This is a genomic window from Paralimibaculum aggregatum, assembly GCF_030270585.1.
GTDB classification, from domain to species: Bacteria; Pseudomonadota; Alphaproteobacteria; order Rhodobacterales; family Rhodobacteraceae; genus Thermohalobaculum; species Thermohalobaculum aggregatum.
In genome coordinates this window covers 60,951-86,562 of the sequence record NZ_BSYI01000008.1, presented here as the reverse complement: position 1 = coordinate 86,562, position 25,612 = coordinate 60,951, and the positions used below count along the sequence as shown (strand labels likewise).

General features: G+C 71.5%; 27 protein-coding genes. 12 read left to right on the top strand and 15 right to left on the bottom strand.

Annotated features, from left to right (window positions below; all coding sequences use genetic code 11):
* Positions 1-51 precede the first annotated feature (51 nt).
* The 5 genes from QSJ97_RS06780 to pcaQ all read right to left on the bottom strand — a co-directional run bounded on the left by QSJ97_RS06780 (position 52) and on the right by pcaQ (position 4,199).
* On the bottom strand, positions 52-945 hold the full coding sequence (locus tag QSJ97_RS06780; protein WP_285670920.1) for a GNAT family N-acetyltransferase: 894 nt from the start codon (positions 943-945) through the stop codon (positions 52-54).
* Positions 920-2,209 (bottom strand): long-chain fatty acid--CoA ligase, encoded by a 1,290-nt coding sequence (locus QSJ97_RS06775; protein WP_285670919.1) that lies wholly within the window; start codon positions 2,207-2,209, stop codon positions 920-922. Before QSJ97_RS06775 ends, QSJ97_RS06780 begins: the two co-directional genes overlap by 26 nt.
* Positions 2,209-2,883: an SDR family NAD(P)-dependent oxidoreductase gene (locus QSJ97_RS06770; RefSeq protein WP_285670918.1), complete on the bottom strand. Its 675-nt coding sequence runs from the start codon at positions 2,881-2,883 to the stop codon at positions 2,209-2,211. Before QSJ97_RS06770 ends, QSJ97_RS06775 begins: the two co-directional genes overlap by 1 nt.
* Positions 2,884-2,887: 4 nt before the next feature.
* Entirely contained in the window at positions 2,888-3,172 is a 285-nt protein-coding gene (locus QSJ97_RS06765) for an acyl carrier protein (protein WP_285670917.1), read from the bottom strand.
* Positions 3,173-3,245: 73 nt separating this feature from the next.
* Positions 3,246-4,199, bottom strand: coding sequence for a pca operon transcription factor PcaQ (pcaQ, locus tag QSJ97_RS06760; protein ID WP_285670916.1), 954 nt, complete (start codon positions 4,197-4,199; stop codon positions 3,246-3,248).
* Positions 4,200-4,296: 97 nt separating this feature from the next.
* Between pcaQ and pcaC the strand changes: the two genes are divergently transcribed.
* From pcaC to QSJ97_RS06720, 8 genes are all read left to right on the top strand, one after another.
* A complete protein-coding gene (gene pcaC / locus QSJ97_RS06755; protein WP_285670915.1) occupies positions 4,297-4,692 on the top strand; it encodes a 4-carboxymuconolactone decarboxylase in 396 nt (131 codons plus the stop codon).
* Positions 4,689-5,417, top strand: a complete 729-nt coding sequence (pcaH, locus tag QSJ97_RS06750) for a protocatechuate 3,4-dioxygenase subunit beta (protein WP_285670914.1) — start codon at positions 4,689-4,691, stop codon at positions 5,415-5,417. The genes pcaC and pcaH overlap by 4 nt, the downstream gene beginning before the upstream one ends.
* Position 5,418: 1 nt before the next feature.
* The gene (pcaG, locus tag QSJ97_RS06745) at positions 5,419-6,036 is read left to right on the top strand and encodes a protocatechuate 3,4-dioxygenase subunit alpha (protein WP_285670913.1); all 618 of its coding nucleotides are present in this window, start codon (positions 5,419-5,421) and stop codon (positions 6,034-6,036) included.
* A 120-nt stretch (positions 6,037-6,156) separates the two neighbouring features.
* Complete coding sequence (locus QSJ97_RS06740; protein WP_285670910.1) at positions 6,157-7,182, top strand: TRAP transporter substrate-binding protein; 1,026 nt, start codon at positions 6,157-6,159, stop codon at positions 7,180-7,182.
* Between the two features lie 33 nt (positions 7,183-7,215).
* Positions 7,216-7,716 carry a TRAP transporter small permease gene (locus tag QSJ97_RS06735; RefSeq protein WP_285670909.1) on the top strand — a complete coding sequence of 167 codons (501 nt, stop codon included), beginning with the start codon at positions 7,216-7,218 and terminating at the stop codon, positions 7,714-7,716.
* Positions 7,706-9,091: a TRAP transporter large permease gene (locus tag QSJ97_RS06730; protein ID WP_285670908.1), complete on the top strand. Its 1,386-nt coding sequence runs from the start codon at positions 7,706-7,708 to the stop codon at positions 9,089-9,091. Before QSJ97_RS06735 ends, QSJ97_RS06730 begins: the two co-directional genes overlap by 11 nt.
* A 25-nt stretch (positions 9,092-9,116) precedes the next feature.
* The gene (pobA, locus tag QSJ97_RS06725) at positions 9,117-10,301 is read left to right on the top strand and encodes a 4-hydroxybenzoate 3-monooxygenase (RefSeq protein WP_285670906.1); all 1,185 of its coding nucleotides are present in this window, start codon (positions 9,117-9,119) and stop codon (positions 10,299-10,301) included.
* 159 nt (positions 10,302-10,460) lie between these two features.
* Positions 10,461-11,264 (top strand): ferredoxin--NADP reductase, encoded by an 804-nt coding sequence (locus QSJ97_RS06720; protein ID WP_285670905.1) that lies wholly within the window; start codon positions 10,461-10,463, stop codon positions 11,262-11,264.
* Positions 11,265-11,273: 9 nt separating this feature from the next.
* On the opposite strand, the gene QSJ97_RS06715 is transcribed toward QSJ97_RS06720, so the two are convergent.
* Complete coding sequence (locus tag QSJ97_RS06715; protein ID WP_285670904.1) at positions 11,274-12,158, bottom strand: nitrilase-related carbon-nitrogen hydrolase; 885 nt, start codon at positions 12,156-12,158, stop codon at positions 11,274-11,276.
* Between the two features lie 163 nt (positions 12,159-12,321).
* Between QSJ97_RS06715 and zrgA the strand changes: the two genes are divergently transcribed.
* The 4 genes from zrgA to QSJ97_RS06695 are packed head-to-tail and all read left to right on the top strand — an operon-like array spanning position 12,322 to position 15,563.
* On the top strand, positions 12,322-13,056 hold the full coding sequence (zrgA, locus tag QSJ97_RS06710) for a zinc uptake protein ZrgA (protein WP_285670903.1): 735 nt from the start codon (positions 12,322-12,324) through the stop codon (positions 13,054-13,056).
* 17 nt (positions 13,057-13,073) lie between these two features.
* A complete protein-coding gene (locus QSJ97_RS06705; RefSeq protein WP_285670902.1) occupies positions 13,074-13,787 on the top strand; it encodes an ATP-binding cassette domain-containing protein in 714 nt (237 codons plus the stop codon).
* A complete protein-coding gene (locus QSJ97_RS06700; protein WP_285670990.1) occupies positions 13,787-15,037 on the top strand; it encodes an ABC transporter permease in 1,251 nt (416 codons plus the stop codon). Before QSJ97_RS06705 ends, QSJ97_RS06700 begins: the two co-directional genes overlap by 1 nt.
* Positions 15,038-15,044: 7 nt before the next feature.
* Positions 15,045-15,563, top strand: a complete 519-nt coding sequence (locus QSJ97_RS06695; protein WP_285670901.1) for a DUF3299 domain-containing protein — start codon at positions 15,045-15,047, stop codon at positions 15,561-15,563.
* Between the two features lie 34 nt (positions 15,564-15,597).
* On the opposite strand, the gene QSJ97_RS06690 is transcribed toward QSJ97_RS06695, so the two are convergent.
* The 9 genes from QSJ97_RS06690 to QSJ97_RS06650 form a co-directional block, all read right to left on the bottom strand.
* Entirely contained in the window at positions 15,598-16,491 is an 894-nt protein-coding gene (locus QSJ97_RS06690; protein ID WP_285670900.1) for a c-type cytochrome, read from the bottom strand.
* A gap of 159 nt (positions 16,492-16,650) precedes the next feature.
* A complete protein-coding gene (locus QSJ97_RS06685; protein ID WP_285670899.1) occupies positions 16,651-17,346 on the bottom strand; it encodes an SDR family NAD(P)-dependent oxidoreductase in 696 nt (231 codons plus the stop codon).
* Positions 17,339-18,403 carry a glycerol dehydrogenase gene (locus tag QSJ97_RS06680; RefSeq protein WP_285670898.1) on the bottom strand — a complete coding sequence of 355 codons (1,065 nt, stop codon included), beginning with the start codon at positions 18,401-18,403 and terminating at the stop codon, positions 17,339-17,341. Before QSJ97_RS06680 ends, QSJ97_RS06685 begins: the two co-directional genes overlap by 8 nt.
* A 4-nt stretch (positions 18,404-18,407) precedes the next feature.
* Positions 18,408-19,250: a carbohydrate ABC transporter permease gene (locus QSJ97_RS06675; RefSeq protein ID WP_285670897.1), complete on the bottom strand. Its 843-nt coding sequence runs from the start codon at positions 19,248-19,250 to the stop codon at positions 18,408-18,410.
* Positions 19,247-20,107, bottom strand: a complete 861-nt coding sequence (locus QSJ97_RS06670) for a carbohydrate ABC transporter permease (RefSeq protein ID WP_285670895.1) — start codon at positions 20,105-20,107, stop codon at positions 19,247-19,249. Before QSJ97_RS06670 ends, QSJ97_RS06675 begins: the two co-directional genes overlap by 4 nt.
* Positions 20,108-20,161: 54 nt before the next feature.
* Positions 20,162-21,490, bottom strand: a complete 1,329-nt coding sequence (locus QSJ97_RS06665) for an ABC transporter substrate-binding protein (protein ID WP_285670894.1) — start codon at positions 21,488-21,490, stop codon at positions 20,162-20,164.
* Between the two features lie 56 nt (positions 21,491-21,546).
* Positions 21,547-22,614, bottom strand: a complete 1,068-nt coding sequence (locus tag QSJ97_RS06660) for an ABC transporter ATP-binding protein (RefSeq protein WP_285670893.1) — start codon at positions 22,612-22,614, stop codon at positions 21,547-21,549.
* A complete protein-coding gene (locus QSJ97_RS06655) occupies positions 22,614-24,110 on the bottom strand; it encodes a xylulokinase (RefSeq protein WP_285670892.1) in 1,497 nt (498 codons plus the stop codon). The genes QSJ97_RS06660 and QSJ97_RS06655 overlap by 1 nt, the downstream gene beginning before the upstream one ends.
* Positions 24,103-25,560, bottom strand: coding sequence for an FAD-binding oxidoreductase (locus tag QSJ97_RS06650; protein ID WP_285670891.1), 1,458 nt, complete (start codon positions 25,558-25,560; stop codon positions 24,103-24,105). The genes QSJ97_RS06655 and QSJ97_RS06650 overlap by 8 nt, the downstream gene beginning before the upstream one ends.
* Positions 25,561-25,612 lie beyond the last annotated feature (52 nt).

Below are 25,612 nucleotides of genomic sequence, written 5' to 3'. Positions count from 1 at the left end.
GGGCGCGGCGACACGGATTCCGAAATCTCCGTGCAAATCCCGACATCGGGTTCAGGGCAGGCGGCGGTAGTCGAAACCGATATCGCCGTGGAAGGCGGTGAGGCGGGCCGGGTCCACCGTGCGGCGCCGGTCGAAGAGGAAGCTCCTCGGCGGCGCGGGATAGGGGCGGAAGCCCGGCGGCAGCGTATCCTCGCCCAGCGCCGAGAGCAGCACCACCTCGGAGCCGGTGGCGCGGGCGAGGCGCGCCCAGTCCGGCCAGCGTTCGCCGAGGCGGTGGATCGCCCGCACGAAGCGCAGGCCGCGCCGCCGCCCGAGGCTGACGATCGCCGCGCCGGCCACGGTCTCGACGCGGAAGGCGGGCGGCGCCAGCGGATGCCGCAGCCGCCAGTCGAGGAAGGCCCGGGCCTCGGCCGAGGCCGCCAGCGCCGCGACCGTTCCGGCATCCACCGGGGCGATCTCCACCCCGCGCGCCCGCGGCAGCACCCGGCCGAGCGCGCCGAGCGGCTCCAGCCGGCGCCCCCAGAGGCTCGGCACCGCCGCACCGCCGAGCTTGCCATAGCTCGCGATCAGCTCCGGCACCGCGACGCCGGGCACGAAGCGCGCGCCCTTGCCCGCCACCAGCCCCCGGCGGATCAGGTCGAACCCCGCGAGCCCGCGCGCCGCCGCCTCCACCGCGAGGTTGTAGAAGGCGGTGACGGGGCGCGCCCCCCCCTCCGCCTCGACGAGGCCGGTGAAATGGTGATGGCAGCCGACGACCCGTCCCCCGGCGCGGGCCAGCACGATGCCGCCGCCGCCGGGGCAGGCCGCGAGCCACTCGGCATGGCCGCGCCGCGCCTGGTAGCCTCCCGGGAACATCGCCTCGGCGAGACGCACATAGCCCGGCCAGTCGCCCTCGGCGATCGGCCCGGTGGCGGGCGCCTCAGAGCCGCTTGAAACGGTGGCCATAGCCGACCTTCGCGATGCGCACGCGGCTCGGCACCATATGCGCCGGCAGCGCGGCCTTCAGCGCCGCCTTCACCTCGGCCGCCGCGAGCTCGCGCTCGGGCTCGACCTCGAGCACGACATGCTGGCCGGTGATCGGGTTGGCCCGCGCCACCGCCTTCGCGAATCGCACGCCGGGGATCTCCAGCGCCGCGCGCTCGACATCCGCCGCCATGAACTTCAGCCCGCCGACATTGATCACGTCGCTGTCGCGCCCGGTGATGCGGAGATGGTCCCCCTTCACCTCGACCCGGTCCCTGGTGTCGTACCAGCCCTCGGCGTCGAAGGGCGAGGGCGCGTTGAGATAGCCGAGCATCCGGTTGGCCGAGCGGATCTTCAGGATGCCGTCCTCGACCCGGGTCTCGATGCCCTCGCCGCCGACCTTCATGAAGAGGCTGTCGCGGGCCTCGGACTTCACCCGCACGATGCCGAGCTCCGACATCCCGTAGGTCTGGCGGAAATCCACCGCCGGCAGCGCCGCGCAGAGCGCGGAGAGCGTCGGCTGGTCCATCCGCTCGGTGCCGTAGGTGACGATGCGCAGGCAGTCCGGCACCCGCTCCGGCACCATGCCCGAGAGCAGCATCATGCGCAGGAAGGTCGGCGTGGTGGGCAGCAGCTCCACCGCATGCGCGGCGAGCATCTCCAGCACGTTGGCGATGGAGCGGTCGCGCGTCGAGATCACCGTGCCGCCATTGAACAGCGTGTGCAGCAGGGTGTTGATCCCGCCGATATGGTCGAACAGCAGGAAGCTCAGCGTGCGCAGGGTCGGCCGCGGGGTGTGGTAGCGCGCGAGGAAGGCGGAGAAGTCGTGCAGGATCGCCTTCGGCGCGCCGGTGGTGCCGCTGGAGAACAGCACCAGCCCGGGATGGCCGCGCCGGCGCAGCTCGGCGAGCAGCGGGTGCGGGTCCCGGCTCTCGCGCAGGCGGCGGAGCGTGCCGCCCTCGACCACCAGGTCCACCCCGGCGGCCTCGAAGAAGGCGTCATGGCTGGCACGGGTCTCCGCGGTCAGCGGCACGACGATGGCGGCGCGGTCGACCAGCTGCAGGAAGGAGGCGATGGAGACCGGGTCGAAATCCCCGATCAGCGCCACCACGTCGCCGGCGCGCACCGCGGAGAGATCGGCCGCCGCGGCGCGGATCTCGGCGAAGCGGATCGCCTCGCCATCGCCCACAAGGCAGGGCGCGTCGATGCCCGCCCAGCGCTCGGCAAGCGCGTCGAAGGCCCCCATCACGCGCCCCCCACATGGATCACCTGCCCGGTGATCGCGCGCGAGCCCGGTGCCAGAAGCGTGCGCACGAGGTCCACCACCTCCTCCGGCTCATGGGCGCGGCGGATCACCTGCTGCTCGGTGATCGCGGCGATCTGCGCATCGGTGATGCCCTTCAGCAGATCGGTGCGGATCGGCCCCGGCGCGATGCAGTTCACCCGCACGCCGAAATCCGCCACCTCGCGGGCGAAGGCGCGGGAGAAGCCCTCGACCCCGGCCTTGGAGGCGACATAGGCCGCCTCGCCGCGCAGGCCGAGCGTCACCGCGATGGTGGAGAAGTTGACGATGCTGCCGCCGCCGGCGCGGATCAGCAGCGGCGCCACCTGCTGGTTGAGGAACATGGTGCCGAGGAGGTTGGTCTCCACCACCCGGCGCATCACCGCCTCGGGCGTCGTCAGCACGAGGTTCATCGAGGCGATGCCGGCGGCGTTGACCAGCGCCGTCACCGGGCGCTTGCGGGCCTTGATCGCGCGCATCGCCGCCTTCACCGCGCCGTGGTCGGAGACGTCGCAGGCGAGGATGTCGGCCGCCGGATCGGCGCTGCGCGCGAGGCCCACGACCTCCTCGCCATCGGCGATCAGCCCCGCGCGGATCGCCGCGCCGAGCCCCCGCGATGCGCCGCTGACGACGATCATCCGCTCACGCCGCGGCCCGGGCGCGCTGGGCCTCGAACTCGGCGGCGAGGCTGCCGACATTGCGGAACACGCTGCGCGACTGCGACATCGCGGTCTCCGAGGTCCAGTCGAACTCGAAGCCCGCCTCCTCGGCGATCTCCTCGAGCCGGATGCAGAGCGAGACCAGTCCCATGCTGTCGAGCCGCCCGGCCTCGCCGATCAGCCGGGTCTCGGCGGTGATCTCGGCGGCCTCGTCGTCGAGGATGGCGCGGATCTCCGCGATCACGGTCTGGATCATCGGCTCGGGCATCGGCGGGCTCCCCTCGTGGCGGGTGTGCGGTGCGGCATCGAGCGTTATCCGGATCGGGGCGGCTTTTCCAGCCTCAATCGGGCGCGCCCCGGCCCGCGCGGCCCCGCGGCCCCCGGCGCGCCACCCGGCGGATCGCGTCGATCATCAGCTCGACGCCGGGCCGCAGCGGCAGGTCGGGCCGGGTGGTCAGCCCCACCGGGCCGGAGGTATCGGCGGTGTCGATGGCGAGCGCGACGAAGGTGCCGTCGGCCAGGTCCCGCGCCACCACCCCCTCGGAGATGATCCAGACCGCCTCGCTGTCGAGCACCACGGCGCGGCCGAAGCTGGTGGAGACCGACTCGATCCGCTCCGGCAGCTCGCCGATGCCATGGGCGATCAGCAGCCGCTCGACGCTCGGCCGGATCACCGCATCGGCATCGGGCAGGATCACCGGATAGTCGGCGATGCGGCCGGGCTCGAGCGGCACCTGCGCCAGCAGCGGATGCCCGGCCCGCACCACGAGGCGCACCGGCTCGGAATAGAGATGCAGGAAGGCGAGGTCTCCCATCGCCTCGGGCGCCGCGAGCCGGCCCACCACCAGATCGAGCCGGTCCTCGCGGAGCTCGCCGAGCAGATGCAGGTTGGGCCCGGCCACCACCCGCACCGGCGCGGTGGCGCCCTCGGCGCGAAACGCCCGGATCGCCACCGGCACGAAGCCCGCCGCCACGGTCGGCAACGCGCCGATCCGCACCGTCCATTCCGCCCGCTCGCGGCTGCGCGAGACGCTGGTCACCGCCCGCTCGAGCTCGCCGAGGCAGGCCGCCGCGCGGGGCAGGAAGACCCGGCCATGGGCGGTCAGCTCGGCCCCCTTGCGGCCGCGCTCCACCAGCCGCACGCCGAGGATCGCCTCGAGATCCTGCAGCGTCTTGGTCACCGCCGGCTGGGTCAGCGCCAGCGCCGCGGCGGCGCCGGCCAGGCTGCCCTGCCGGGCCACCGCGTGGAAGCAGCGCAGATGGCGCAGCTTGATCCGCCGGTTCACCTTATCCATTCCTTCCGGTTAATTTGAGACGGCAAGATTTCAATTTACATGAATTTCCGGGCTGGCACACTCATCCCCACGTCACCACGGGAAGGAGAGTTTGCGCATGGGGCAGGACCGGCTCGAGCGGGGCATGGCGGTGCGGCGCGCCGTGCTCGGCGAAGCGCATGTCGACCGGGCGGGCGCCGCGACCACCGCCTTCGACGCGCCCTTCCAGGCCTTCATCACCGAGGGCGCCTGGGGCTCGGTCTGGGCGCGCGAGGGGCTCAGCCATCGCGACCGCTCGCTGATCACGCTCGCCCTGCTGGCCGGGCTCGGCCACTGGGAGGAGTTTGCCATGCATGTCCGCGCCACCGCCAATACCGGCGCGACGGCGGAGGAGATCCGCGAGGCGATGCTGCATGTGGCGGTCTATGCCGGCGTGCCGGCGGCGAACCATGCGCTGAAGATCGTCAAGGAGACGCTGGGCGAGACGGCCATCGACCGGGAGGCAGGGGCATGACGGTGGAAACCGGGGCGTTCTTCATGCGGGACCGGCGGCGCCATCCGCCGGCGCTCAGCCCGAGCTACAAGACCAGCGTGGCGCGCTCGCCGCGGCTGCCGCTGCTGTCGCTCGGCAGCACGATGTCGGAGATCACCGGGCCGGTCTTCGGCCATGGCGATCTCGGCCCGCTCGACAACGACCTGATCCGCAACTTCGCCAGCACCGGCGACCCGGTGGGCGAGCGCATCATCGTGCATGGCCGGGTGGTCGACGAGCGCGGCCGCGGCGTGCCGCACACCCTGCTCGAGGTCTGGCAGGCCAATGCGGGCGGCCGCTACCGCCACCGCAATGACCGCCACCTCGCGCCGATCGACCCGAATTTCGGCGGCTGCGGGCGCTGCCTCACCGACGAGACCGGGGCCTATGCGTTCCGCACCGTGAAGCCCGGCGCCTATCCCTGGCGCAATGGCGCGAACGACTGGCGCCCGGCGCATATCCACATCTCGGTCTTCGGCACCGGCTTCGCCCAGCGCCTGATCACCCAGATGTATTTCGAGGGCGACCCGCTGATCGCCCGCTGCCCGATCGTGCAGACCCTGCCCGACCCGGCCGCCATCGAGGCCCTCGTGGCGCCGCTCGACATGAACGCCGCGGTGCCCTTCGACAGCCTCGCCTACCGCTTCGACATCGTGCTGAGGGGGCGCCGCTCGACCTTCTTCGAGAACCGCCCCGAGGGGAACTGAGATGCCGCAGCCGCTCGACTACCTGAAGGAGACGCCCTCGCAGACCGCGGGGCCCTATGTCCATATCGGCCTCGCGCCCGGCGCCGCGGGCTTCGAGATCTTCCACAACCAGCTCGGCGCCGACATCGCCGGACCGGATGCCGCCGGGGAGCGGATCTCCATCGAAGGCCGGGTGCTGGACGGAACCGGCACCGCGGTGAAGGACGTGCTGATCGAGACCTGGCAGGCCAATGCCGCGGGCATCCACGCGCATCCCGCCGATCCGCGCCACGGCGAGGTCGAGCCCGGCTTCCGCGGCTGGGGCCGCGTGGTCTCGGATTTCGAGACCGGCCGCTTCGTCATCGAGACGGTGAAGCCCGGCGCCGTCGCGGGCCCCGGCGGGCGCCCGATGGCGCCGCACATCTCGCTGTGGATCGTCGCGCGGGGCATCAATCTGGGGCTGCAGACGCGGATCTGCTTTGCCGACGAGCCGGAGGCCAATGCGGCCTGCCCGGTGCTCGGCCTGATCGAGCAGGCGCATCGCCGCGAGACGCTGCTGGCGGAGCCGGCCGGCCCCGGCGCCTACCGCTTCGATGTGCATCTGCAAGGGGAGCGGGAGACCGTCTTCTTCGACATCTGAGCCCGAAGCGCCCGAAGCGGGGCGCACCGACAATGCATGGCTCCGGAGTGGCAGGAGATCCGCCGCGCCGCCTCCGGAGCCGCCGAGACACAACGACAACGACAAGAACCGGAGGACCCCATGAAACCGCTCACGCTGCTCGCCGCCACGGCGACCGCCCTCGGCCTCGCCGGCGCCGCCCCCGCCGCCGATGTGACGCTGACCGTGCACCATTTCCTCGGGCCGAAATCGCCGGCCCACACCCGGCTGATCGAGCCCTGGGCGGAACGCGTCGAGGCGCAGTCCGGCGGGCGCATCGCGGTGGAGATCTTCCCCTCGATGGCGATGGGCGGCAAGCCGCCCGAGCTCTATCGCCAGGTGCGCGACGGCTTTGCCGACATCGTCTGGACCCTGCCGGGCTACACCCCCAACGTGTTCCCGCGCTCGGAGGTCTTCGAGCTGCCCACCGTGCATCTCGGCTCGGCCACCGCGACCAATCTCGCGATCCAGGATGTCTGGGAGATGATCGCGCCGGATTTCGCGGATGTGCACCCGCTGCTGGTGCATGTCCATGCCGGCAACGCGCTGCATCTGCGCACGCAGAAGGTGGGCGGGGTGGCCGACGTGAAGGGGCTGAAGCTGCGCACCCCCTCGCGCACCGGCGCCTGGATGATCGAGGCCTGGGGTGCCGAGCCCGTCGGCATGCCGGTGCCGGCGCTGCCGCAGGCGCTCTCCAAGGGCACGGTGGACGGCGCGCTGGTGCCCTTCGAGATCTTCCCGCCGCTCAAGCTGCACGAAATCACCGCGTATTCGGTGGAGGGCGCCGATGGCAGCCGGTTCGGCGCCGCGGTGTTCCTGCTGGCGATGAACAAGGAGCGCTATGAGAGCCTGCCGGATGATCTGAAGGCGGTGATCGACGCCAACTCGAACGCCGCCATCGCCGCCGAGATGGGCGCGGTCTGGGACGCCGTGGAGGCCCCCGGCAAGGCGATGCAGCGCGACAGCGGCGGCGAGATCGTCGAGCTCGACCCGGCCGCCAAGGCGGAGTTCGACGCGCTGGGGGCCGAGATCGTCGCGCGCTGGATCGCCGAGACCGCGGACAAGGGCTTTGACGGGCAGGCGCTGGTCGAGGCCGCCCGCGCCGCGGTCGCCGCTCGGAGCGAGTGACCCCGGCCCGGCCGCCACGAGAGGAGCGCCCCCATGCACGGGACACTGGCACGGCTCGCCGAATGGTGGGCGCTCGGCGGCGGGCTGCTGCTGCTCGCCATCGTCGCCGTCACGAGCTGGAACGCCGGCGCCTTCCTGCTGAGCTGGCTCGGCCTCGGCACCCAGGGCCTGCCGGGCTACGAGGACGCGGTGCGGCTGATGGTGAGCGCCGCGGCGCTGATGTTCTTCCCGCTCTGCCAGCTCCGGCGCGGCCATGTGGCGGTGGACCTCTTCGTGCGCGCGCTGCCGGGCGGCCTGCGCCGCGGGCTCGACCGGCTCTGGCTGGCGGCGACCGCGGCGGCGGCGCTGTTCCTCGGCTACTGGATGGTGATCGGGCTCCTCGAGACCCGCGCCGACCGCACCGCTTCGAGCATCCTCGGCTGGCCGGAATGGCCGTTCTACGCGCCCGGCGTGATCTCGCTCGCGCTCTGGGCCGCCATCGCGGCGGTGCAGTGCGGCGAGGCCGCCGCGGAGGAGACCGGCCATGGAGCGTGAGCTCGTCGGCCTCGCGGGGCTCGCGGTGTTCTTCGTGCTGCTGGCGCTGCGGGTGCCGGTGGGGCTCGCCATGCTGGGGGTCGGGATCGCGGGCAACTACGCGCTCTCAATCGCTGCGCCGTTCCTGCGCTTCGAGCCCTATCTCAAGAGCTTCAAGACGCTGACCTGGTCGAACATGGCGAATTACGACCTCTCGGTGGTGCCGCTGTTCGTGCTGATGGGGTTTCTGGCGAGCCATGCCAACCTCTCGCGCGATCTCTTCCAGGGCATCAACGCGCTGGTCGGGCGGCTGCGCGGCGGCGTCGCGATCGCGGCGATCGGGGCCTGCGCCGGTTTCGGCGCGGTCTGCGGCTCCTCGCTCGCCACCGCCTCGACCATGGGCCGGGTGGCGCTGCCGGAGCTCAAGCGGCTGAACTACGACCCGCGGCTCGCCACCGGCGCGCTGGCGGCGGGCGGCACGCTGGGCATCCTGATCCCGCCCTCGGTGGCGCTGGTGATCTATGCGATCATCGTCGAGGCCTCGATCCTGAAGATGTTCCAGGCGGCGGTGCTGCCGGGGCTGTTGGCGGTGGCGTTCTTCATCGCGGTGATCGCGATCCAGGTGCGGCTGAAGCCGTCGCTGGCGCCGCAGGCCGCGCGCATCGAGGGGGCCGAGCGCCGCCGCGCGCTGCTGCGCCTGATCCCGGTGCTGACGATCTTCGGCGCGATCATCCTCGGTCTCGGGCTCGGGCTCTTCACGCCGACCCCGGCCGCCGCGGTCGGGGTGATGGTGATCCTCGCCTACGGGCTGCTGCTCAACCTCTTTGGCGCCGGGCTGACCTGGGCGAAGATCCGCGCCTCGCTGCTCGACACCGCGGTGACGGCCGGGATGATCTATTTCATCCTGTTCGGGGCCGAGGTCATCAAGGGCTTCTTCGCGCGGGCCAACCTGCCTGCGGCGCTGTCGGACTGGGCGGCGACCAGCGGCATGGACCCCTGGTCGGTCCTGATCCTGATGCTGCTGATCCTGGTGCTGCTCGGCTGCGTGATGGAGAGCCTGGCGATGATCCTGGTGATCGTGCCGTTCTTCTGGCCGACGCTGGCCGAGCTCAATGGCGGCGACTATGCCACCGCCGCCACCGCGGCCTACGGGCTCGGGCCGGAGGAGCTGAAGATCTGGTTCGGCATCCTCGCCCTCGTGGTGGTGGAGCTCGGGCTGATCACGCCGCCGGTCGGGCTCAACGTCTTCATCATCAGCGCGCTCGCCCGCGGCACCCCGATGTCCGAGACCTTCCGCGGCGTGATGCCCTTCTTCGGCGCGGAGATCATCCGGGTGGCGCTGATCCTCGCGGTGCCGGCGATCGCGCTGGCGGTGCCGCGGCTGATCGGCGGCTGACGCGTTTCAGGGAGGAGCCTGCGCCATGACCATCCCGTCTCGTACCCAGGTCGCGATCATCGGCGGCGGCCCCGCCGGCCTGCTGCTGTCGCGGCTGCTGCATCTCGACGGCATCGACAACGTGGTGCTGGAGCGCCGCTCGCGCGGGCACGTGCTCGGCCGGATCCGCGCCGGGGTGCTGGAGCGCGGCACCACCGACATGCTGCGCCAAGCCGGCGTGGCGCAGCGGATGGAGGCCGAGGGCGAGCTGCATGACGGGGTCGAGCTGGCCTTCGGCGGCGCCCGCCACCGGCTCGACCTCGCCCGCCTCACCGGCGCCCATGTCACGGTCTATGGCCAGACCGAGATGACCAAGGACCTCTATGCCGCGCTCGACGCCGCCGGCGCCCCGGTGCTGCACGAGGTGGAGGATGTCGCGCTGCACGGCATCGACAGCACCGGCCCGCATGTCACCTGGCGCCGGGGCGACGAGGTGCACCGGCTCGACTGTGCCTTCATCGCCGGCTGCGACGGCTTCCACGGCATCTCGCGCCAGACCATGCCGGGGGACGTGCTGCGGACCTACGAGAAGGTCTATCCCTTCGGCTGGCTCGGGGTGCTGGCGCGCACGCCGCCGGTGAACGACGAGCTGATCTATGCCAACCACGCGGAGGGTTTCGCGCTCTGCTCGATGCGCTCGCGGGTGCTCAGCCGCTACTATATCCAGGTGCCGATCACCGACCGGGTGCAGGACTGGCCGGACGAGCGCTTCTGGGCGGCGCTCAGGGCCCGGCTGCCGGCGGAGACCGCGGCGCGGCTGGTGACCGGCCCCTCGATCGAGAAGTCGATCGCGCCGCTGCGCAGCTTCGTCGCCGAGCCGCTCTCGCACGGTCGGCTCTTCATCGCCGGCGATGCCGGGCACATCGTGCCGCCGACCGGGGCCAAGGGGCTCAACCTCGCGGCCTCGGACATCCATTTCCTGCATCGCGGGCTGGCGCGGTTCTTCGCGAGCGACGACGAGAGCGGGCTGAAGGACTATTCCGCGAAGGCGCTGGCGCGGATCTGGAAGGCCGAGCGCTTCTCCTGGCACATGACGACGCTGATGCACCGCTTCCCCGAGAGCAGCGGCTTCGACCAGCGCCTGCAGCGCGCCGAGCTCGACTACATCTTCTCCTCCGAGGCGGCGATGACCGCGCTGGCGGAGAACTATGTCGGCCTGCCCTACGAATAGCGCCGGCCTTTGCCGCAAGGGCAGGCTGCCCCTTGGCGCAGGGCCGCCGCTTGCCTATCTTGCACCGCACACGAGATTGCGGAAGGGTGCGCGCTTCCACTCCCGGAGCGGAAGCCCCTTTCCGTCTGCCACGAGACCGACACCGGAGACCGCCGAGCCATGACGAGCAGCACCGCGACCACCGAATACGCGATTCCCGCCGGCGTCTTCGCCGAGACCGTGACCGAGGTCCAGCACTACACCGACCGGCTGTTCCGCTTCCGCATGACCCGGCCGCAGAGCTTCCGCTTCCGCTCCGGCGAGTTCGTGATGATCGGCCTGCCGAACGCGGTGAAGCCGGTGTTTCGTGCCTATTCGATCTGCTCGCCGGCCTGGGACGAGGAGCTCGAGTTCTACTCGATCAAGGTGCCGGACGGCCCGCTCACCGAGCATCTCCAGAAGATCCAGCCCGGCGACACGGTGCTGATGCGCAAGAAGCCCACCGGCACGCTGGTCAACGACGCGCTGCTGCCGGGCAAGCGGCTCTACATGTTCTCCACCGGCACCGGGATCGCGCCCTTCGCCTCGCTGATTCGCGATCCCGAGACCTATGAGAAGTTCGAGCAGATCATCCTCTGCCACACCTGCCGGCTCGATGCCGAGCTGCAGTATGGCCGCGACCTCGTGGCGGCGCTGAAGGCGGACGAGCTGATCGGCGAGTTCGCGGACCAGCTGGTGCACTACGCCACCACCACCCGCGAGGAGGGCCCGAAGATGGGCCGGATCACCGACCTGATGACCAGCGGCAGGCTCTACGAGGAGCTCGGCGTGCCGCCGCTGAACCCCGAGACCGACCGCGGCATGATCTGCGGCTCGATGGCCATGCTCAAGGACGTCAAGGCGCTGCTCGAGCAGGCCGGCCTCTACGAGGGCGCCAACAACAAGCCCGCCGAGTTCGTGGTGGAGCGCGCCTTCGTCGACTGACGGGCACGCTCAGCCGGCGGGTGGCGGGCCCGCGGGCACCGAGACCACGGCGGCATAGTGCTGCGGCTGGCGGGTCTGGAAGGTGCCCCACTGCTTCCGGTCCCGCGCCGCGGCATCGAGATCGAGGCGGGAGAGCAGCAGCGCCTCCTCGCCCCTCGGCGCCTCGGCCACCATGCGCGCCCGGTGGTCCGCCGCGAAGGAGCAGCCGTAGAACTCCAGCGTCACGCCGTCATCGGTCTCGCGGCCGATGCGGTTGGCGGCGAGCACCGGCACCAGATTGGCCGCGGCATGCCCCCGCATCACCGCCTGCCACTGCCCGGCGCTGTCCCAGCCGGGATCGAAGGTCTCGCTGCCGATGGCGGTGGGATAGACGATCAGCTCCGCCCCCATCAGCGCCATGGCCCGCGCCAGCTCGGGGAACCACTGGTCCCAGCAGATGCCGACGCCGAGCCGCCCGATCCGGGTCTGCCAGACCTTCGGCCCCTCCGGGCTCGGCGCAAAGAAGGCATCCTCGTGATAGGCCTCGAAGGCCGGGATGTGGCATTTGCGGTAGATCCCGAGCAGGCTGCCATCGGCGTCGATCACCGCCACGGAATTGTAGAGCGCCTCGCCCGCCCGCTCGTAGAACGAGACCGGCACCACCACGCCGCGCCGCGCCGCAAACTCGGCAAACCGCGCGATGACGGGGTGCCCCTCGGCCGGGCGCGCCAGCGCGCGGTGGCGCGGATCGGGCGTCTTGCAGAAATACGGCGTCTCGAAAAGCTCCGAGGGCAGCACCAGCCCGGCGCCGGCATCCGCCGCCCGCTCGGCCATGGCGAGCACCCGCCGGATATTGTCCTCCGCATCCCAGCCATGCCGGGTCTGCACCGCCGCGACCGTGATCTCCCGCGCCATCCGACACCTTTCCCGCCGCCAGCCCGCCAACGCGGCCAACCTAGCACGGCGCATCACCGATTCGGCATCGCGCCGGACGCGCCACAAGCCAAATGTTATATTGTAACGGAAGCCCTTCTCCTGCTATAGCGCGCTGGATCTGATCTGCAGAAGGAGCCTCCCCATGCGCCCCCTCCCCCTTTCCGCAGCCCTGCTTCTCGGCCTCGCCCTCGCGGCGCCCGCGAGCGCGCAGGAGACCCGCGGCCTCGGCGCCCACCAGCACGGCGAGGGCAAGCTCGACATCGCCTTCGACGGCACCGCGATCGCCATGGAGCTGGAAGCGCCGGGCGCCGACATCGTCGGCTTCGAGCATGCCGCCGGAAGCGACGCGGACCGCGCCGCGCTGGACGAGGCGAAAGCCCGGCTGGCCGACCCGCTCTCTCTCTTCGTGCTGCCGGAAGCGGCGGGCTGCCAGCTGGTCGAGGCGCAGGTGGCGCATTTCGTCGATGGCGGCGACCATGACGACCACGCCGAGACGCCCGAACATCACGAGGGCGAGGGCGAGGGCGAGGCCCATGACCACGGCGAGGACGCCGGTCACCGCGATCATGGCGACACGCACGACCATGCGCACGGGCATGGTGGCGACGACGCGGCGCATTCCGCGGGCCACGACGACGACCACGACGGCGAGGACCACGACGCGCACGAGCCGGCCGAGGCCAGCCACAGCGAGTTCCGCGCCGCCTATCTGCTCCGCTGCGCCGACCCGGCGCGGATCGACCGCATCGGCTTCGCCTATTTCGACGCCTTCCCCGGGGCAGAGACGCTCGAGGTGCAGATGGTCGGCGCCGGCGGCGCCACCGCCGCGGAAGTGAGCCGCGCGGCGCCCGCGCTGACACTGCCCGGGATCCTCTGAGCCCCGGCGGCCCCGCCATGCCCGCCCCGCCGCCCGCGCTCGAGATCTCCGGGCTGCGCTTCGCCTGGCCGGCGGGGCGCCGGGGCGCGGGTTTCGCGCTCGCCGTCGGGGAACTGGCGATCGCCCGCGGCGAGCGGGTCTTCCTGCACGGCCCCAGCGGTTCCGGGAAATCGACGCTGCTGGCGCTGATCTGCGGCATCCTGGCGCCGCAGGCCGGCGAGATCCGGCTGGCCGGCGCGCCCTTCTCGGCGCTCTCGGCCGCGCGGCGCGACCGGATGCGGGCCGAGCGCCTCGGCATCGTTTTCCAGATGTTCAACCTGCTGCCCTATGCCTCGGTGCTCGACAACGTGCTGCTGCCGCTCGCCTTCGCGCCGGAGCGGGCGCGGCGGGTCGGCCCCGACCGGCGCGCCGAGGCCCGCCGCCTGCTCGCCGCGCTCGGGTTGCCGGAGGCGGCGCTCGCCGCGGCCAGTGCGGCGCGGCTCTCGGTCGGCCAGCAGCAGCGCGTGGCGGTGGCGCGCGCGCTGATCGGCGGGCCGGAGATCGTGGTGGCCGACGAGCCGACCTCGGCGCTCGATGCCGGCACGCGGGCGGCCTTCATGGACCTGCTCTTCGCGCAGGTCGCCGCGGCCGGCGCGACGCTCCTGATGGTCAGCCACGATGCCGGCCTCGCGGCGCGCTTCGACCGCAGCCTGGCGCTCGACCGGATCGCCCGCACGGAGGCCGCGGCATGATCCTGCTGCGGCTCGCCCTCCGCTCGCTGCTCAACCGGCGGCTCACCGTGGCGCTGACGATCTTCGCCACCGCGCTCAGCGTCGGGCTGTTCCTCGGGGTGGAGAAGGTCCGCACCGGCGCCCGCAGCAGCTTCGCCGACACCGTCTCGGGGGTCGATCTCATCGTCGGCGCGCGCTCGGGCCCGGTGCAGCTCCTGCTCTACTCGGTGTTCCGCATCGGCAATGCCACCAACAACATCACCTGGGAGAGCTACGAGGACATCGCGGCGATGCAGGGGGTGGACTGGATCGTGCCGCTCTCGCTCGGCGACAGCCATCGCGGCTTTCGCGTGCTCGGCACCACGCGGGAGTATTTCACCCGCTACCGCTATCGCGGCGGGCAGCCCCTCGCCTTCGCCGCCGGCGGGCGCTTCGACGATCTCTTCGACGCGGTGATCGGGGCGGATGTGGCGGCGGCGCTCGGCTACCGCCTCGGCGACCCGCTGGTGGTGGCGCACGGGCTCGCCTCGTTCAGCCTGCACGACGACGCGCCGTTCCGCGTCGCCGGCATCCTCGAGAAGACCGGCACGCCGGTGGACCGCACGGTGCATGTCAGCCTCGCCGCCATCGAGGCGATCCATATCGACTGGCAGAGCGGCGCGCGGGCCTCGGGCGCGCGGCTCGACCCCGACGCGGTGCGGCAGCTGGAGCTGCGGCCGCAGGCGATTACCGCCGCGCTCGTCGGCCTCGATTCGCGGCTCGGGGTGTTCCGCCTGCAGCGGGCGATCAACGACTACCCCGAGGAGCCGCTGCTGGCGGTGCTGCCCGGCGTCGCGCTGCAGGAGCTCTGGTCGGTGGTCGGCGTCGCCGAGACCGCGCTGGCCGGGGTCAGCGCCATGGTGGTGGCGACCGCGCTGCTCGGCATGGCGGCGATGATCCTCGCCGGGCTCAACGAGCGGCGCCGCGAGATGGCGATCCTGCGCGCGGTGGGGGCGCGGCCGCGGGTCGTGGTGGGGCTGCTGCTGCTCGAGGCCGGCCTGATCAGCGCCGCCGGCGCGGCGCTCGGGCTCGGCACGGTCTATGGCGGGCTGGCCATCGCGCAACCGTTTCTCGACAGCGCCTGGGGCCTCTATATTCCCATCGAGGCGCCGGGGGCGGGGGAGCTGGGCGTGCTGGCCGCCGTGGTCGCGGCCGGCACGGCGGCGGGGCTGATCCCGGCCTGGCGGGCCTATCGGATGTCGCTCGCCGACGGCATGACAGTGATGCAGTGAGGACCAGATGGACCGGATCACCAGACGGCACCTGATACGCGGCAGCGCCGCGCTTCTCGCCGCGGCGGGCCTGCCGGGGCGGGCCGCCGAAACGCCGCTCGAGCTCGACTGGGCGGACCTGATCCCCCCGGAGGCCCAGGGGATCGACATCGAGGCGCTGCGCCAGGCCCGCGGGATCATCGAACATGGCGAGCTCTCCACCGGCTTCGAGCAGGAGCGCGATGCCGCCGTCACCGAAGCCTACAACGGCAAGCGGGTGCGGCTTCCGGGCTTCGTGGTGCCGCTGGATTTCGAGGGGACCAGGGTCACCAACTTCCTGCTGGTGCCCTATGTCGGCGCCTGCATCCACGTGCCGCCGCCGCCGCCGAACCAGATCGTCTATGTCCGCGCGGCCGAGCCCTTCGAGATCGAGGGCTATTTCGATGCGGTCCTCGTCACCGGGGTGATCGGCACCATGGCCACCGCCACCGCGCTTGCCGAGATCGGCTACGAGATCGCCGAGGCGGAGGTGGAGCCCTACGACTGAGCGAGGCGCCCCCCGGGCGGGGGGGCGCGAGGCGTCAGCCCGCGCTGGGCGGCAGGCTGCGTAGATAGAGGATCACCGCGTCGAGATCCTCCGGCGTCATCCGCGCATAATAGGCAAAGGGCATCGGCGGCAGCATCGCCGAGCCGTCCGGCCGCACGCCCTGGGTGATCATCCGGCGGAGCTCGTCATCGGTATAGTCGGCGAGCCCCGTCGGCGTGATGTCGGGCGAGACGCTCAGCCCCCAGGGGCCGGGGAACTCGAAGCCCCCGGCGCCGAGCCGGTGCTCGATATCCGGCGCGCCGTTCTCCCCCATCGGCGAGTGGCACTCGACGCAGTGCCCCGCCGGCCCGGCGAGATAGGCGCCGCGGGCGAGCGGGTCGTCGGCCGGAACCTCGGCCACCGTCACCACCGGCGGACCATAGGCGGGCGGCAGGGGGATGCGGTAGTCCGAGGCCGGGATCTCCCGGCGCACCGGCGGCACGGTTCGCAGATAGGCGACGATCGCCGCGACGTCGCGGTCGGAGAGGTTCCGGTACTGCACGATGGGCATCGGCGGGCCGATGATCGTGCCGTCGGGGCGGCGCCCCTCGCGAATCGCCGTGGCAATCTCGGCATCGCTCCAGGCGCCGATCCCGGTCTCCGGGTCCTGCGTGATGTTGGGCGAGTGGACGAGGAAGTCCGGCGTCTCGAAGAAGTTCTCCATGCCGGCGAGCTCGAGGCCCGGCAGCGGGCCCTCCGGCCCCTGCGGCGTGTGGCAGTTGCCGCAGGCGACGATCGAGGTCACCAGATAGGTGCCGCGTTCGAGCAGCGCGGCGGCATCGTCCGCGCCGGGATCGGCGGCTGCGCCGGGGGACGGCGCCAGCGCGGCGGCCAGCAGCAGCGGGATGGGCAGGGGAAGGCGTGGGCATACGTCACGGCTTAATCGCATCCGACCCTCCTTCGGGAGTTATCGGCCGCGCGGCGCAGTTCCGGCCGCCGGCCGCGGCGCGAAGATTACCGCAGGGCAGCCGGCCGAGCCATTGCGATTTTGCATGGACCGGAAGCGTCCACCGCATGGCGGACGCCCCTGCCCCGTCCCCCTGCCCCGTCAGGCGGCGAGGTAGCCGCCATCCACCGGCAGGATCGCGCCGTGGACATAGGAGGCCTCGTCCGACAGCAGGAAGGCCACCGCCTTGGCGATCTCCCCGGTCTGCGCCCAGCGGCCCATGGGGATCCGGGCATCGATCCGCGCCCGGCGCTCGGGGTCGTTGCGCGCGCCCTCGGAGATCCGCGTCTCCACCCAGCCCGGCGCCACCGCATTGACCCGCACGCCGCGCCCGCCCCAGGCCACCGCGAGCGAGCGGGTAAGCGCCGCCACCGCGCCCTTGCTGGTCCCATAGGCCGGGGCGACCGGGTTGCCGAACCAGCTCCACATCGAGGCGATGTTGACCACCGCGCCGCCGCCCCGCTCCAGCGCCGGCAGCGCCTCGGTGGCGATCGCCATCGCCGCGGTGACGTTGACCGCCATGACCCGCTCGAAGACCTCGGGCTTCCACTCCTCGGCGAAGCGGATCACCCCGGCGCAGGTGACCAGCCCGCCGAGCGCCCCGGCCTCGCCGAGCAGCCGGGCGCGGGCCGCGGCATCGGTGACGTCGCATTCGACGAACCGCAGGGCCTCCGGGAAGGCATCGTCGCGCTCGAGCCCCGCCGCGGTCACCCGCCAGCCGCGCGCCGCCAGCAGGCAGGCGGTGGCGAGGCCGATCCCGGTGCCGCCGCCGGTGACGATCACATGGCGCTCATCCATCGCCCTCTCCTCCGGCATCGAGCGAGCGCATCGCCGCCACCAGATCCTCCGCCGTCAGCGGGCGGAGATAGTTCCCCGCATAGGGCGCGGTGAGCGCCAGCTCGGCCATGCGGCGGAAATCGGCCGTCTCGGTGATGCCATGCGCGCGGAAGCTCACCGGCAGCCCGATTCGCCGTAAGAAGCCGGCCAGCGCGGCGATCTCGGCCCGGCTGCCCTGCCCCGCGGCGAGCTGCGTGAGCGTGCCCAGCGCCACCATCTCGCCATGCAGGAGCCCCGCGAGCTGCGGCATCACCGCGAAACCGCGGGTCATGGAATGTGCGATGGAGAGCCCGCCGCTCTCGAAGGCCAGCCCGCTCAGCAGGATCGCCGCCTCCACCACCCGCTCGAAGGCGGCATCGGGCGCCGGCCCGCAGCGCATCGCCGCCTCGCCGTCGCGGAGCAGGATCTCCTCAGCCCGGCCGACGATGGCCTGGGTTAGTTCGGTGGGCGCGCCGCCGAAGAAGTTGGCCCCGCCGCCGGCCAGCGCGCCGGCCAGCTCGTGCGGTTTCGACATCGCATCGCCGATCCCCGCCGCCAGGAACCGCCGCGGCGCGCCGGCGATCACCGCGGTGTCGACCAGCACCAGCACCGGGTTGCTGCGCATCCGGCGCACCCCCTCGATGGCGTGATCCTCGGTATAGACCACCGCGATATGGCTGGTCGGGCTGTCATTGGAGGCGATGGTCGGCGCGATGGCCACCGGCAGGCCGCGCTCGATGGCGGCGCCCTTGGCCGTGTCGATCGCCTTGCCGCCGCCGATGCCGAGCACCAGCCGCGCATCGCCGAGCTCCGCGGCGCGGGCCGCGATCTCCGCACCGGTGCATTCGCCGCCGAAATCGAGCAGCCGGGCGCCGGGCAGCTGCGCCGCCACCCGCGCGCCGACAAGCTCGCGCGCCACCGGGTCGATCACCACCGCGACCGGCCCGCCGCCGGCGATCTCCACTTCCTGCCCGAGACGGTCCACCGCCCCCGGCCCCTGCACATAGCGCAGCGGCGCCCCGAGTATCCGCATGGTCATGGCTCTATCCCTTCACCGCACCGGCCGTCAGGCCCTGCACGAAATAGCGCGACAGCATCACGAAGGCCGCGAAGAGCGGCATGGCGATCAGCGTCGAGCCGGCCATCACGTCGCCCCAGCGCAGGTCGAAGGCGCCGATCATCGAGGCGAGGCCGAGCGGCACGGTCTTGTTCGCGTCCGAGGTGATCATCACGAGGGCGAAGGTGTAGTCGGTCCAGGACAGCAGGAAGGCGAAGATCGCCACCGTCACCAGCCCCGGCACCGAGAGCGGCAGCACCACCCGCAGGAAGGCGCCGAGCCGGGTGCAGCCATCCACCATCGCCGCCTCCTCGAGCTCGAAGGGCATGGTCTTGAAGAAGCCCCAGAGGAACCAGACCCCGAGCGGCATGGTGATGGTGAGATGCGAGATCACCAGCGAGAGCAGCGTGCCGTCGAGCCCGACCGAGGTGAACATCGCATAGAGCGGGATCGCCAGCAGCAGCGGCGGGAACATATAGGCATAGAGCATCCCCGCGATGATCATCTGCTTGCCGCGGATGCGCTGGCGCGTCACGCCATAGGCGATCATGATCGACAGCACCATGGTCAGCGCCACGGTGGTGAGCGCCACGATCAGGCTGTTGAGGAACTGCCGCGGATAGTCGGTCTGCGACAGCAGGCTGTAGTAGTAGTCGAGCGTCAGCGAGCGCGGCAGCAGCGTCGGGTCGACCAGCATCTCCTGCGTCGGGCGCAGCGAGGATGCCACCATCCAGTAGATCGGGAAGGCGCTGTAGACCGCCAGGATCAGCGCCGCCACATAGATGGCGATCCGCGCCGGCAGCGGTCTCGAGCCGGATTGAGCGGTCATTTTCCCCCCTCGATCGGAAAGAACCGGAAATACAGCGTCACCGCGGCCATCAGCACGAAGAACGACAGGGTGGCCACCGCGGCGCCGCTGCCGATGTCGTAGAGCGTGAAGGCCATGCGGTAGGAGAGCACCGGCAGGTGCTCGGTGGCGCCCAGCGGGCCGCCGCCGGTGGTCAGCCAGATCACGTCGAACTTGTTGAACATCCAGACCCCGCGCAGGAGGATGATCACGGTGAGGATCGGCCGCAGCGAGGGCAGCGTGACGTGGAAGAAGCGCCGCACCGGCCCGGCGCCGTCGACCCGCGCCGCCTCGTAGAGCTGGGGCGGCACGGTCTGCAGCCCGGCCAGGAATGTGGTGGTGACGAAAGGCGTCCAGAGCCAGACCGAGATCAGGATCACCGAGACCATCGAGGCGGTTTCCGTCTCGAACCAGTAGATCGGCGGCAGGCCGAGATCGTCCATCAGGATCGTCACGATCCCCAGCGAGCCATCGACCATCCACTTGAAGGTGAGCACCGCGATCACCGTGGGCAGCAGATAGGGCAGGAAGGCGATGCCGCGCAGGATCGGCCGGCCGACGAAGGGCTGGTTGAGCAGCAGCGCGAAGCCGATCCCGAGCACCACCTGCAGCACGATGGCGAGCCCGGCATAGACGATGCCGTTCCAGAGCGCGTTCCAGAACTCGCCGCTGGCCAGCACCGCGGCATAGTTCGCCAGCCCCGCCCATTCCGGGGCGGAGGTCAGCGAGCGGATCTCGTAGAAGCTCAGCGAGACGGCATAGAGCGCCGGGCCGACGATCAGCACCAGCGTCGCGATGACGCCGACGGCGAGAAAGCCCGGCAGCAACCAGCGGGTCATGGGGGTCTCCCGTTCTGTGGCCGCGGGGGGCGGGCTGCGCCCCCCGCGAGGGGATCAGCCGACGAGCTCGCGGATGCGGGCGGCGGTGGTCTCCACCGCTTCCGCCGAGTCGGTGCCGCGCAGGATCTTGTCCTGCAGCATCTCCGGCATCGCGAAGGACTCGAAGACCTTGCCCGGGCGCACATCCGGCACCGGACCCTGGGTGTCGATCGAGGTCACCACCACCGAATCGTCGGTGACGAGCTCGCGCATGGTCTCGATCTCGGTCGCGTATTTGCGGATCATCGCATTGTCGCGCCAGCGCGGGTCGTCATAGATGTCGAGGCGCGCGGGCTGGAAATGCACCGGGGCGGTGTGCAGGAAGTCGACCATCTTCGCGGTGGTCAGCCAGCGCATGAACTCCATCGAGGGCCCGGTGTTGTCGGTGTCGAGCACGACCCAGCCGTCATAGCCGTGGCTCGCCGCCTTCCGGGTGCCGGCACTGTCCATGTAGGGCATGATGCCGAGCTGCTCGGCCATCGCCGGGTTGTCGCGCTCGGCCGACTCGATCACCCGCCCGGCATAGGCGCCATGCGCCACGGTGCCGGCGACGAGGTTGGAGAGCACGTCGGCATAGCTCGCCTGCAGCGAGCCCGGCGGCATGGTCGGATAGAGCCGCGCCATGAAGTCGAGATAGGCCGCCGCCTTCGGCTTCATCTCCGGGCTGTCGAGCACCACGTTCCACTGATCGTCGAAGATCTTCACGCCCTCGGCCCACATGAAGGCGAAGGACATCCAGTTGGATGCACCGTTCGAGCCGATCGGGAACAGGCAGCCCTTGCGGCGGCCCTCCACCAGAGCCTCGCAGTTGCCGGCGAAGCCGTCCCAGGTGGCCGGCACCTCGAGCCCGTGCTTCTCGTAGAGATCCTTGCGGTAGTAGATCAGCGCGAGGTTGTAGTCGAAGGGGTACCAGTAGACCTTGCCGTCCACCGGGAAGAGGATGTTGTTGCCCCACTGGTACTCGTCGGTCAGCTCGTTGAGCGGGACGATCTGGCCCTCCTCCGCGAGCAGCAGCACATGGCCGATGAAGCCGACATTGGCCACGTGATAGGGATTGCCCGAGCGGATGCCGTTGGTGATCTTGGTGAAGGCCTCGCCGAGCGGCACGCTGTCGACCACCACCTCGCGGCCGGTCTTCTCCTCGTATTCCGCCGCCGCCTTCGAGAAGAAGGCCAGCGTGCCCTTGCCGGTCTCGCAGTTGAGGAACCGGATCGGCGCACCGCCCGCCGCATGCACCGCGGGCGCCGCCAGGCCCGAGAGCGCGAGGCCGAGGCCGAGGCCGCCGGCGCCCTTCAGCGCCTTGCGCCGGGTTATCGGTCCGGTCAGGAACTTGTTGTCCGTCATTGTCTTTCCTTCCTCCCAAATGCCGCGTCTGCCGCGGTCGTCTGCCTGTGCCCCGCTCAGCCCTCTCCGGCTGCCGCGAGCCGTTCGCCGCTGTCGCGGTCGAACAGGTGGATCGCCGCCTGCGGGGCCGCGACCGCGATCCGGTCGTCGATGCGGATGTCGTCGCGCCGGCCGGTCATCACCCGCACACGATGCCCGCCGAGATCGCCGATGAAGAGCGTCTGCGAACCGAGCTGCTCGATGCCGTTGACGAGGAGGGGCGCCCCCTCCTCCGCCGGCACCGGGGCCAGCGCCTCCGGGCGGATCCCCGCCGTCACCGGGCCCGGGCGCGCGCCCTCCGGAGCCGGCAGCGAGACGCCCTCGCCGAGCACCAGCCGGCCGCCGGCGATCTCCGCCGGCGCCAGGTTCATCTCCGGCGAGCCGATGAAGCCCGCGACGAAGGCGTTCGCCGGGCGGTCATAGACCTCGAGCGGCGAGCCGATCTGCTGCACCCGCCCGTCGCGCATGATCACGATGCGGTCGGCCAGCGTCATCGCCTCGGTCTGGTCGTGGGTGACATAGAGCATCGCCTTGCCGATGCGCCGCTGCAGGAGCGCGATCTCCTCGCGCATCCGGGCGCGCAGCTTGGCATCGAGGTTGGAGAGCGGCTCGTCGAGCAGGAACACCGCCGGGTCGCGCACCAGCGCCCGGCCGAGCGCCACCCGCTGCATCTGCCCGCCGGAGAGCTGGCCGGGCTTGCGCTCGAGCAGGTGGGTGATGTCGAGCATCTCCGCCGCATCGCTCACCCGGCGGTCGATCTCGCCCGGCTCCATGCCGCGCATCTTCAGCCCGAAGGCCATGTTCCCGCGGATCGTCTTGTGCGGGTAGAGCGCGTAGTTCTGGAACACCATGGCGATGTCCCGGTCCTTCGGCTCGAGCCGGGTGACGTCGCGCCCGCCGATACGGAGCTCGCCGGCGCTGATCGTCTCGAGCCCGGCCACCATGCGCAGCGTTGTGGACTTGCCGCAGCCCGAGGGGCCGAGCAGCACGATCAGCTCGCCCCTGGCGACCTCGAGGTCCACGCCCTCGACCGCGACGACCTTGCCGAAGGTCTTGCGCATCTTGCGGATACTGACCTCGGCCATCAGCCTGCCTCCCTCGTCGCCCTTACGATGTCGTGGTTGACCGGGGTCAGCGCCTCCTTGGCCGCGCGGAAGGCGGCGAAGCCGGTGGCATAGACCTCGGCCGTGCCCGGCTCGGGCTCCAGCGTCTCGGCCACCCGGATCAGCCCGGCCGCCGCCTCGGTGCCGGAGAGCACGCCGGCGCCGATGCCGGCGATCAGCGCCGCGCCGAAGGAGGCATCCCCCTGCTCCGGCACCTCGATCACCAGCCCGGTGACATCGGCGATGATCTGCCGCCAGAGCGCGCTGCGGGTGCCGCCGCCGACCAGCCGCGCGGTGTCGAACCCCATGCCGCGGGCCTCCAGCACCGCGAGGCAGTCCCGCAGGGTGAAGGCGATGCCCTCGTAGAGCGCCCGGCACATGTGCGGCGCGCCGTGGTTGAAGCCGAGCCCGACGAAGGAGGCCCGCAGCTCCGGGTCCCAGTAGGGGCTGCGCTCGCCGTTGAGATAGGGGTGGAAGAGCAGCCCCTCCGACCCCGCCGGCGCCTTGCATGCCTCGGCATCCATGCCGTCGAAGCCGATCCCGGCAAACAGCGCATCCCGCAGCCAGCGATGCGCCGAGGCGCAGGAATTGGTGCCGAGGATCGCATAGGCGTGCCCCGCCACGAGGTGCGGGTAGTGGATCACGTCCTCCGAGAACACCGGGGCCGGCGTCAGCGTCGAGACGGTGCCGGCGGTGGCGAGCTTGATCGCGCCGATGCCGGGGCGGGTCATGCCGGCGGAGAAGGTCTCGGCATTGGTGTCGGAGGTGCCGCAGACCACCGGCGTGCCGGCGCGCAGCCCGGTCTCGGCCGCGGCCTGCGCCGTGATCTCGCCGGTGACCTCGGCGGAGCCGCGGATCGGCGGCAGCACCGCCGGCGCGATCCCGGCGATCTCGCAGAGCGCCGCCGACCAGCCATCGCCCTGCGCATCGGCCAGCATCATCCCCCAGGCATCGGTGATGTCGGTGGCGTCCGAGCCGTCGAGCCGGCGGCGCAGCCAGTCCTTCGCCGGGCGGATGCGGGCGATGCGGGCGTGGTTCTCCGGCTCCTCGTCGCGCAACCACAGGAGCTGCGGCAGCGTCCAGGTCGGGCTGATGCGGTTGCCGGAAAGCGCGAGGATCTCCGCGCCGCGGGCCGCCCGCTCCCGCGCCGACTGCGGGCCGGAGCGCTGGTCGTTCCACATGATCGCCGGGCGCAGCGCGCGGCCGGAGGCATCCTCCAGCACATGGGTATGCGCCCCCGCGGTCACCGAAACCGCAAGCATCCGGTCGGCATCCATGCCCTTGCCGCGCAGCTCGGCCAGCGAGGCCAGCACCGCCTGCCACCAGCCCTCCGGGTCCTGCTCGCTATGGCCGGGGCGGGGCACCAGCGTCTCCACCGGCGCCGAGGCGGTCGCGACGACCCGGCCATCGAGCGCGATCGCCGTCGATTTCAGCGAGCCCGCGCCAAGGTCTATCCCGAGCAGCAGATCCTCAGACATTGGCACTCCGGTCGCGATAGGGGTCCACCGCGCCGTCGCGCGGGGCGAAGCCGAGCTTGCCCGGGTTGAACAGGTTCTGCGGGTCGATGGCCGCCTTGATCCGGCGCAGCAGGTCCATGCCGACGCCGTGCTCGCCATCCATCCAGGGGCCGCGGAAGAGGCCGCTGCCGTGGTGATGCGCGATGGATCCGCCATGGGCCAGCGTCTCGCCCTCGGCGATCTCCCACATCCTGGCATGGATTGGCAACGCCTCCGACTGCGCCATCGGCGGCAGGCGGAAGGTCATGTACTGACAGACCCCCTCCGGATAGACATGCGACCAGTGCGCGCTGAAATGCGCCTCCGGGTGCAGCCCGGCGACCTGCGCCGCGATGGTGTCGTAGAGCGCCGCGGCCTGCGACCAGTTCACGGTCACCTCGACCGTGTCGTTGTAGTAGCCCTTGTCGAGCCACTGCTTGGTGATCGAGTGGTAGCGGTTCTCGCGCCATTCGTCGAAGGGCCGGGTCTCGGTCTCCACGGCATCCGCCTCCGCCGCGAGGCGCCGCACCAGCTCGGCCTCGGCCGCGGCGATGGAGGGCTCGCCGCACATCACGATGTTGGCCATCACCGGGCGCGTCCCGAAGGCGGCGATGCCCTTGGTGCGGCCGGCGGTCTCCTTCTCGTCGTAGAGCCGCACGATCCGCGGGTGCAGCCCGGCCTGCATGATGCGCTTGGCCAGCTCCAGCGCCGCGGCGCGCGCCGGCATCGCGAAGACCAGCCGCTCCTCGGCCTCCGGCAGCTTCCAGATCCGCAGCGTCAGCTCGGTGATGATCGCCAGCGTGCCCTCGTTGCCGACGATGAGGTCGAGCACCGACGGCCCGGTGGCGCGCTTCGGCAGCGGCCGGACCTCCATCACCCGGCCGTCCGGCAGCACCGCCTTGAGGCCGACGACGATGTTCTCGATCTTGCCGAAGCGGCTCGATTCCTGACCGCCGCCGCGGCAGGCGGCCCAGCCGCCGGTGGTCGAGATGGTGAGCGACTGCGGCAGGTGGCCCGCGGTATAGCCCTTCTCGTTGAGCGCCGCCTCGAAGGCGCCGCCATTCATCCCCGCCTGCACGGTGACGAGGTTGTTCTCGGTGTCGATCGCCGTGATCCGGTCCATGCGCTGCATGTCGAGCATCAGCTCGTTGCCGAGCGGGATGGTGCCGCCGAGCACGCCCGAGCCGCTGCCATAGGGGATCACCGGCGCGTCCCGCTCGGCGGCGAGGCGCACGATCGCCGCCACCTGCTCCGCCGTGGCGGGGCGTACCACCAGCGCCGGCAGGGTTCCGACCCGCGCCCCCTCCCGCGCCCGGAAATTGGCATAGGGCAGCCGGTCGTGGGCATAGCCCGCGCGCGCCTCCTCCTCGGTGAGGACATGCTCCGCGCCGATCAGCCCGGCGAATTCAGCGGCGAGGTCGTGATCGTTCAAGGTGCGGTTCCTCCCATCCATTCTCGGCGCCATCTGCTTGCGCAAACGTTTG